Raw genomic sequence first — 8,677 nt, forward strand, 5'->3', positions numbered from 1 at the left:
GCCTGCAGCGCGCCGCGGCCGCGACCGCCGGGCCCGCGTCCTGCCCGCACAGCCGGGAGCCCGCCGTGCCGACGGCCGGCCCACGGTCGCCGTGGTCGGCGCCGGGATCGCCGGACTCGCCGCCGCGACCGCGCTGGCCGAGCGGGGCGCGGCGGTGACGCTGTACGAGCGCGAACCCTACGTCGGCGGCCGCGCGGGCGGCTGGCCGACCAGGCTCCGCGACGGCAGCAACGTGACGATGAGCCGTGGCTTCCACGCGTTCTTCCGGCAGTACTACAACCTCCGGGGCCTGCTGCGCCGTACCGACCCCGCGCTGGCCCGGCTGGCCGGACTGCCCGACTATCCGCTGCTGCACGCGGAAGGGCTGCGCGACAGCTTCCGGCACGTACCGCGCACTCCGCCGTGGAGCGCGCTGGGCTTCGCCGCGCTCAGCCCCTCCTTCCGGCTGCGGGATCTGCGCGCCATGGACCCGGTCGCAGCCCTGCCGCTGCTCGACGTCCGTGTGCCCGACGTGTACCACCGCCTCGACGGCCTCAGCGCCCACGACTTCCTGGAGGCCGTCCGCTTCCCCGAAAGCGCCCGCCACCTCGCCTTCGAGGTGTTCTCCCGGAGCTTCTTCGCAGACCCGCGGCAGCTGTCGGCCGCCGAGATGGCGCTGATGTTCCACATCTACTTCCTCGGCTCCGCCGAGGGCCTGCTGTTCGACGTGCCCCGCTCGCCCTTCCCGACGGCACTGTGGGACCCCCTGGTCGGATACCTGGGCCGACACGGCGCCGAGGTGCGCACCTGCAGTCCCGTCCAGTACGTCGCGCCCGCCCGGGACGGCGGGTTCGAGGTCGCCGGAGACCGTGACGAGCACCGGTACGACGCTGTGGTGCTCGCCCTGGACGCCGCCGGCCTGCGATCCCTGGTGGCCCGCTCGGAGCGGCTGGGCGAGCCCGCCTGGCGGGAGCGCGTCGCGCGCCTGCGCACCGCCCCGCCCTTCCTGGTGACCCGGCTGTGGCTGGACCTGCCCGTCGCCCCCGACCGTCCCGGCTTCCTCGGCACCAGCGGCTTCGGCGGCCTCGACAACATCAGCGTGCTGGACCGCTGGGAGGACGAGGCGGCCCACTGGGCGGCACGCACCGGAGGATCCGTCGTGGAACTGCACGCCTACGCCGTCGACCCCAGGACCCCGCACACCGCCGAACAGCGGCGCCTCGTCGAGCAGCTCCACCGCGTGTACCCGGAGACCCGCGCCGCCACGGTCGTCGACGTGCGCCACGCATGGCGGGAGGACTGCCCGCTGTTCCCCGTGGGGGGATATGCCGACCGCCCCACCGTCCGCACCGCCGATCCCGGCCTGGTCGTGGCCGGCGACGTCGTGCGCACCGACCTGCCCGTCGCGCTGATGGAACGGGCGGCCACGACCGGGTTCCTCGCCGCGAACGCCCTGCTGGAGCGATGGGGCGTGGGCGGGCAGACGCTGTGGACGGTGCCGGACCGCGGTCGTGGCACCGTACTGCGGAAGGCGGTCGCCTGGTCAGGGCGCTGAAGGGACGGGTGGCGCTCGGCGGGGCGTCAGGCTCTCACAGTGTGCTGACCGAGAGACGGCTGTCGGCTGCGGCAGTCGCCTGAAATTCCTCCCATCGGAACCCATCCGAGGGCAGCGGGGCAACGAAGAGGGAGTGACCCGCTCTTCAGGAGCTCGTTCATCCCCGTTCGATGTGAGGTTCCCGTCACGGGGATCCATGGAAAAGGAGCGAATGTGATAGCCAAGCGCCCCGGTCGCCTCGTGGTACTCGCCGCCGTACCCGCCGCTGTGTTCCTGACCCTGGGCCTTTCCGGGCCGGCTCTCGCGGAGGGCGGCAAGGCATACCAGATCGACCTGACGCAGCTGAACGGATCGGGTTCCAGGGGCACGGTCATGCTCAACCTCAAGGGGAACCAACTCACGGTGCAAATCGAGTCCGAGGGCATGGTGCCCGGGCAGCCGTCGGCCCAGCATCTGCACGGCTCCACGAAGGGACACGACTTCCACTGCCCGGACGCCAGCGACGACACCGACGGCGACGGGGTCCTCAGCAACACCGAGGCCACGCACGACTACGGCGACATCAACATCTCGCTCACCACGGCCGGGGACACCAAAGCCACCAGCGGTCTCGCCGTGGAGCGCATGCCCGTCGCTGACAAGCAGGGCAGGATCTCCTACAAACGGACGATCGCCGTGGGCCAGGACGTGGTCGACCACCTCAAGGACCTGCACGTCGTACAACACGGCATCGACCGCAACAAGAACGGCAAGTACGACTTCGAAGGCGCCGGCAAGAGCGAGCTCGATCCGAAGCTGCCCCAGGAGGCCACGGCTCCGACCAACTGCGGAGAGGTCAAGGGCGCGGCCGTGGGGTCCATCCCGGTCGGAGGCATCGAGACCGGCGGCGGTTCCCCGCAGCAGGCGGCGGCGCCACTGACGGTGCGCGACGGTGCGACGGTCGCCGCACTCGCGCTGGCGGCCGGTGCGGTCGCCGTCGCGCGGAAGCGGGCCGCTGCCGTCTCCGCCCGTAGGGAGACCACCGGGGGCGGCGCGTGAAGCCGGCACGTCCCCGCCGCTGCCGAACCGCAGGCGCGCTGACCGCAGCCGCTCTCGCCGGGCTGCTCCTCGCGGCGTGCGCCGGCCAGAACGCGGTGAAGCCCCACGCCCCTGAGGGGCAGGCCCAGGGTGGGCAACCGGCACCCGTCGGCGGTGACTCCGCGTCATCCGCGGGTGCACCGCGCAGCGGTACGGGTACGGGCACGGGTGCGGGCCGGGCCGAGCCGCCTGCCCTCGGCCGGTCGGAGCCGCAGAAGATCACGATCCCCTCCCTCGGCCTGTCCAGCTCCCTGGAGACGCTGCGGCAGAACGAGGACGGCACCATGCAGACCCCGAAGAACCCCGCGCTCGCGGGCTGGTACGCGCCGGGACCGACCCCCGGCTCCCAGGGACCGGCCGTCATAGCCGGGCATGTCACCTGGAACGGAGCATCCGCCGTGTTCGAGAAGCTGAAGACGATGAAGGCCGGCGACACCATCAACGTGACCCGGCGGGACAACAAGACGGTCACGTTCACGGTGGACCGGGTCGCCGAATACCCGAAGGCCGAGTTCCCCACGCTGGAGGTCTACAAGAACCTCGACCACGCCGGCCTTCGCCTGGTCACCTGCGGTGGCAACTTCGACCCGAAGAAGCACTACTACGACAGCAACGTGGTGGTGTTCGCCCGCATGACCGGCGCGGCGTAGCCGGGACGGCACAAGCCACCACTGCAAGCCGAGCGCCGCCTGACGCGACAGAGGTGCCTTCCCCGCAGCCTCGGCCGGCCACCGCGGCCGGCCGAGGCAGGAACGCGGCTCCAGGGGATCGCCCCGCACCTGGGCCGAGCACTCCTGTCCAGGACAACGCCGAGGTGCTCCGCGCTCGATTCGCCGTTCAGAAACGCCAGTTCACTGAGCGCTGGCGGTCGTCCCCGAGCCCGGCTCGACTGCCCGGCATCTGACCGGCCTGTATCCCCCGGAGGTCTCCCACGAACGTGTGGCCGCACTGGAGGAGGCCGGGCTCGCCCGCTGGGAACACCGGGTCAGACGCCGGCCGGCGACGTGGGTCGTGGTAGATCCGGCCCTGGCATGCACGTACAAGTGCGCGCTCATGTGCCGAGCGGATCGTCGCGCTCTCAGGTGCCGGCCATGTCGACGCAGTGCGAGCAGTGGCCCTGGGATGCGGTCGTGACCGTGGCGGTCGGGCCGTTGCGGTGCTTGGCCACCATGAGGTCTGCTTCGCTGCGCGCAGGGGCTCCTCTTCGTAGGCGTTTTCGCGGTGCAGGAGGATCACCCTGTCCGCACGACGACGAGCGGGACGGGTGAAAGCCGACGCGTGGCGAGCGCGGATGTGGCAGGCTCCGACCGGTGCCGTGCATGGGTACCCATTCGGGGGGCGGGACAAGGATGCCGCCGGCCTACGCGTCGGTCAGTACGCTCTGGCTCTTGCTGCGGGGCACTGCCCGCAGCAATTGGGCCGTCATCCACGCCGACATCGCGAGGGTCGCCGCCGACACGCAGACGGGGCTCGCGGCCACCGGCGCGGCCCGGCTCCTGCCCCCACCGGTACGTGACGCGATCAGACGGCGCACCTTCGCCCTCTGGCACGCCAACCAGGTCATCCCCCTGATCACCACCTTCCTCATCTGGGGAGCCTTGGCCGTAGCCTGGGCGAGCTTTGACCACTGGCCCGCTCCTGCGCGCACGGCACTGCAGAACACCGGAACGGCGCAGGTGGTGCTCGCGGCCGCGGTCCTCATGTACGCCCCCTCGTACCTGATGCGGTGGTGGATCTCCCTGCTCGGCACCGGCCGCACCCAGGCGTACCGGCAGTATTCTCCGGCTGCTGCTGTCCTCCGGCTGATTCGGTGCTGCGCGGCCTCGACCACGGCACCCCCTGGCCGGCGGCACGCGGCAGCGGCGGACGTCTCACGGGCACTGCGGGCCCTTGAGCGCTCTTTGTTTGCCGCCCCCGGACGCACCGGCACCATCCCGCGGTCCTCGCCCCGCCGCAAGAACGCACGGCTCCACACCCGACGCGTCGTCTCCGCCCTACGCCGTGCCGAGGCCGGGCTGGACACGGACCGGGCCACCGCCATACGTGACGTGGCGGACCTGGCGCTCACCGTCGCCGCGCGCCACGCCGAAGGCCGTTACGCGGCGCTGCTACCGGACGAGGAGCTGGCCGGGCTCGAACCGGTGGCCGACTGGATCGCCGTGCGCGAGACACTGCACCTGGCGGGAGCGCTGCTCCTCGTCGGCGCCGTCGGATGGGCGGGATCCTGGGCGGGCAGCCGCCTGGGGGTGGAAACGCCCTCGACGCTGATCCCGGCAGCCGTCGCCGCGGTCATCGTCTTCCCCCGCCTGCGCGCGAACGGGCCCGACCTGATGCTCTGCTTCCTCTCGCCGTAGCGGGCAGGCCCGGCCGTCGCTCCGCCCGGGCCGTGATGCCGCGACATCACGGGGGGTGCGTCGCGGGTACCCCTACCGGTCGGGCCGGGCGGGGTCAGTCGGGGGTAGGGGCGGACGCCTTCCTGACCCTGTGGCTGTTGTCCGAGGACGGCCGGGCGCCGTGTCCGTCCGAGCAGCTGGCGGGCGATGCCGAATCCGGCACCGGTGACGGCGGTGAACGCGGTGTGGGCCCCCATGAGCCCGAGGGGTTCGCTGCCCCAGTAGTGGAGACGTTCGCGGCCCCGCCGCCCCACTCGGCCATGTAGCTGATGCTCTCGGTGAAATTGAACCCGGGCCCCCGTCGCAAGGCCGGTCATGCGACGGCCCCTAGAAACCGCCCTGGGGGGAGGGGGCCGTGAGCCATGTGGTCGTGCCGCCGGTCCCATGGCCGAACTGGTGTCCCGCTGGCTGCCTGCCGAAGCGCCGGAAGCGTCCGGGCCAAGCCGCTCACACGGCCCGCGGGGCCCGACACCGGGTGTCCCGCGGGGATCCGTCACCCCGGGTTACGCCGGGGTGACGGACCGCGCGGGGAATCATGCGCTGGGACCGGCGTCCGCGGAAGTGGGGAAGGCAGGTCATACGGTCACGTCAGCAGTACTTGAAGGAACTGATCTTGTCGTTGATCCACTGGGGAACGGAGGGCCATCGCTCCCAGGGGCCGATTTTGAATTGCAGCCCTCCGTAACCGTTGTGTTCGTAGAAGCAGATGCTGCTTCCCGTGTTGTTCAGCACCGACGAGGTGATGTCCTGCATCCCTGTCCACAGGGTGCCATCCCGCTGCAGTTTCCCCATGTCGCCGATGCTCTGATTCGACGCGATTGCGCCGAACTTGTGGCCGCGGGTGGAAGCTACGAAGTCGTTCTCGGACCACAGGCAGACGTAATTGCTGGGGCATGCTCCGGCGCCCTGCCCGATGTCAAAGAGGGTGGTGGCGCTCGCGGAAGTCGCCGTGGTGATGGTCAACCCGGTGACGGCCGCAGCGCACAGTCCCAGCCTCACCATCTTCCTGGGCAGTTTCATTGCCATCCGTTCAGTCGAAGAGAGGGGGTCAGCAGTACTTGAAGGAACTGATCTTGTCGTTGATCCACGACGGGACGGAGGGCCACTTCTCCCAGGGCCCGATCTTGAATTCCAGCCCGCCGTACCAGTTGTGCTCGTAGAAGCAGATGCTGCTTCCCGTGTTGTTCACCACCGAAGACGTGATGTCCTGCATTCCCTTGTCCCCGGTGGAAGTGCGTCCCAGCTTCCCCATGTCGCCGACGTTCTGATTCGACGCGAAAGAGCCGAACTTGTGGTCGTAGACGAACTTCCCTTGGATGAAGTTCCCTTCCGACCACAGGCAGACGTAGCCGTTGGGGCACGACCCGGCCCCGTGGCCGATGTCGGAGACCGTGGCGGCGCTTGCGGATGTCGCCGTGGCCATGATCAGCCCGGTGACTGCCGCGGCGCCAAGTCCGAGCCTCGTCATCTTCTTCTTTTTCGACAGCATCGTGTTTCTCTCTCTTTCAGGCTCCGGCCTGACACTCGCGGGTCCTGCGCCGGGCATGGGTGGTGGGTAGGTGGCCGGCCCGATCCCGGTTCGTCCGGGGGGCCCAACCGGATCGGATCAGCAGTGCTTGAAGGAACTGATCTTGTCGTTGATCCACGACGGGACGGAGGGCCACTTCTCCCAGGGGCCGATCCTGAATTCCAGGCCGCCGTACCCGTTGTGCTCGTAGAAGCAGATGCTGCCCCCCGTGTTGTTCACGACCGAGGACGCGGAATCCTGCATGCCCTTCCACCGGAAGAGCTTGCTCTCGAAGCGGAACTTCCCCATGTCGGAAACGTTTTGGTCCGACCCCACGGCCCCGAAGTCGTACCCGCCAGCCGGGTTTCCTCGTACGAAATCGTTTTCGCTCCACAGGCACACCCAGTTGGCGGGGCACTTGCCGGAGCCGGTCTGAATGTCGGTGAGGATGTAAGCGCTCGCGCTCGTAGTCGTGGCGGCGACCGCCCCGCTCAGCGCGACAGCGCCTACTGCGAGCCTCAGAGCTGTTCTCCGCAGGTTCATCACGTTCTCCTTTGAATTCATCACCGTCACAGGCGCTCCGACGTTTCTGCTCGCGGAGCAATGCCACTGTGCCGTCGCAGTCAAACGGGGGCATCAGTCATTTGACTGCTCTCGGCGCTGACGGTGCCTTTCGACGACCTCGCTCCCTCGACCCCTCACCCCCTCAACCGACGACGGTGGTGGGCTCGGAGCCGGCCGGGTTCGCGAACGCGCGCCGCGTGAGGACGGCGACGGCGACGGCCACTGCTGGGCAGCAGCACGGTCACTGCTTCCGCCGTGCAATCGGTCGCACGGCCCTGAACCAGCGTTGTCCGCCAGGGGTGATGACCGAATCCATGCAGGTCAGGCGGCCCCGATCTTCGTAAGATGGGGTGAAGCTCCTCCGGGAGGAACACATGCCGGAGGTGACATGCCGCACCACGCAAAACGCCAGCTGCTCGGGCGGGAGCGGGAGCTGGAGGCGCTGGACCGCCTGCTGCGCGAAGTGCGCGGCGGGCGCAGCCGGGTGCTGGTGCTGCGTGGCGAGGCCGGCGTCGGCAAATCGGCACTGCTCGACCATCTGGCCGAGCAGGCGGCGCCGCTGCAGACCGTGTACGCGGCCGGCGTCGAAGCCGAGTCCGATTTCGCCTACTCGGCCCTGCAACGCCTGTGCGCCCCGCTGCTGGCGCACCTCGATCGGCTGCCGCCCGTACAACAGGACGCGCTGCGGGTCGCGTTCGGCCTGAGCGCGGGGAAGCCCCCGGAGATGCTGCTGCTCGGGATAGCGGTCCTCGGTCTGTTCGCCGAGGCGGCGGCCGAGTCCCCGCTCGTGTGCCTGGTCGACGACGCACAGTGGCTGGACCTGATGTCCCAGCGGATCCTGGCGTTCGTCGGGCGCCGGCTGGACGCCGAGTCGGTGGCGTTGGTGTTCGCGGAGCGGATCACCGACGGGAAGAAGGAAGAGGGTTTCTCCGGTCTGCCGGACCTTCCCCTGCGCGGGCTGGCCGACGCCGACGCCCGCGCCCTGCTCGACAGCGTGCTCCCGGGGCCGGTCGACGCCCGTGTGCGGGACCGGATCATCGCCGAGACCGGGGGAAACCCGCTCGCCCTGCTGGAGTTGCCCCGGGGCCTGACACCGGCGGAGCTGGCGTTCGGCTTCGCAGGACCCGGCGCCGGCCCGCTGGCGACCCGGGTCGAGGAGGGTTTCCGCCGGCGCGTCGACGCGCTGCCGGCCGACACCCGTGCCCTGCTGCTGGTCGCGGCGGTCGAACCGGTCGGCGACGCCCTGCTGTTGTGGCATGCCCTGCGCCTGCTCGACATCGGGCTCGAGGCCGCGGCACCGGCTGAGGCCGCGAAACTGATCACCCTGGGGGCCCCGGTGCGCTTCCGGCACCCGCTGGTGCGTTCGGCCGTCTGGCGCGGTGCGGATGCCGCCGCACTGCGTGCGGCGCACCGCGCACTGGCCGAGGCCACCGACGCCGAGCGGGACCCCGACCGGTGGGCCTGGCACCAGGCGCACGCCGCGGTCGGGCCGGACGAGCAGGTCGCCGCCGCGCTGGAGAGCTCCGCCGACCGGGCCCTGTCGCGGGGGGGGGCCGCGGGCCCCGCCCCGGCGGGCGGGCGGCGCGGGTGGGGCCCGCCGCG

Annotated in this window: 8 protein-coding genes and 1 pseudogene; 5 read left to right on the plus strand and 4 right to left on the minus strand. The window is 70.6% G+C overall.

Annotated features, from left to right (window positions below):
* The 3 genes from AB0F11_RS36535 to AB0F11_RS36545 form a co-directional block, all read left to right on the plus strand.
* Nucleotides 1–1,534 (plus strand): FAD-dependent oxidoreductase (locus tag AB0F11_RS36535; protein ID WP_362183706.1); only part of this gene is annotated, 1,534 nt, incomplete at its 5' end.
* Between the two features lie 213 nt (nt 1,535–1,747).
* A complete protein-coding gene (locus AB0F11_RS36540; RefSeq protein ID WP_362183708.1) occupies nt 1,748–2,572 on the plus strand; it encodes a hypothetical protein in 825 nt (274 codons plus the stop codon).
* A complete protein-coding gene (locus AB0F11_RS36545; RefSeq protein ID WP_362183711.1) occupies nt 2,569–3,261 on the plus strand; it encodes a class F sortase in 693 nt (230 codons plus the stop codon). Before AB0F11_RS36540 ends, AB0F11_RS36545 begins: the two co-directional genes overlap by 4 nt.
* Before the next feature lie 428 nt (nt 3,262–3,689).
* Here AB0F11_RS36545 and AB0F11_RS36550 read toward each other — a convergent pair.
* Nucleotides 3,690–3,862: pseudogene (locus AB0F11_RS36550) on the minus strand (DnaB-like helicase C-terminal domain-containing protein); the annotation flags it as partial.
* A 137-nt stretch (nt 3,863–3,999) separates the two neighbouring features.
* On the opposite strand from AB0F11_RS36550, the gene AB0F11_RS36555 reads away from it, so the two are divergent.
* Nucleotides 4,000–4,965 (plus strand): hypothetical protein, encoded by a 966-nt coding sequence (locus tag AB0F11_RS36555; protein ID WP_362183714.1) that lies wholly within the window; start codon nt 4,000–4,002, stop codon nt 4,963–4,965.
* 627 nt (nt 4,966–5,592) lie between these two features.
* Here the strand turns inward: AB0F11_RS36555 and AB0F11_RS36560 are convergent.
* The 3 genes from AB0F11_RS36560 to AB0F11_RS36570 form a co-directional block, all read right to left on the minus strand.
* Nucleotides 5,593–6,030 carry a peptidase inhibitor family I36 protein gene (locus AB0F11_RS36560; RefSeq protein ID WP_362183717.1) on the minus strand — a complete coding sequence of 146 codons (438 nt, stop codon included), beginning with the start codon at nt 6,028–6,030 and terminating at the stop codon, nt 5,593–5,595.
* 22 nt (nt 6,031–6,052) lie between these two features.
* The gene (locus AB0F11_RS36565; protein WP_362183720.1) at nt 6,053–6,493 is read right to left on the minus strand and encodes a peptidase inhibitor family I36 protein; all 441 of its coding nucleotides are present in this window, start codon (nt 6,491–6,493) and stop codon (nt 6,053–6,055) included.
* A gap of 117 nt (nt 6,494–6,610) precedes the next feature.
* Nucleotides 6,611–7,075 (minus strand): peptidase inhibitor family I36 protein, encoded by a 465-nt coding sequence (locus tag AB0F11_RS36570; RefSeq protein ID WP_362183726.1) that lies wholly within the window; start codon nt 7,073–7,075, stop codon nt 6,611–6,613.
* A gap of 388 nt (nt 7,076–7,463) precedes the next feature.
* On the opposite strand from AB0F11_RS36570, the gene AB0F11_RS36575 reads away from it, so the two are divergent.
* A partial coding sequence (locus AB0F11_RS36575; RefSeq protein ID WP_362183723.1) for an ATP-binding protein occupies nt 7,464–8,677 on the plus strand: 1,214 nt, incomplete at its 3' end.

It is taken from the genome of Streptomyces sp. NPDC032472 (genome assembly GCF_040636955.1).
GTDB lineage: Bacteria > Actinomycetota > Actinomycetes > Streptomycetales > Streptomycetaceae > Streptomyces.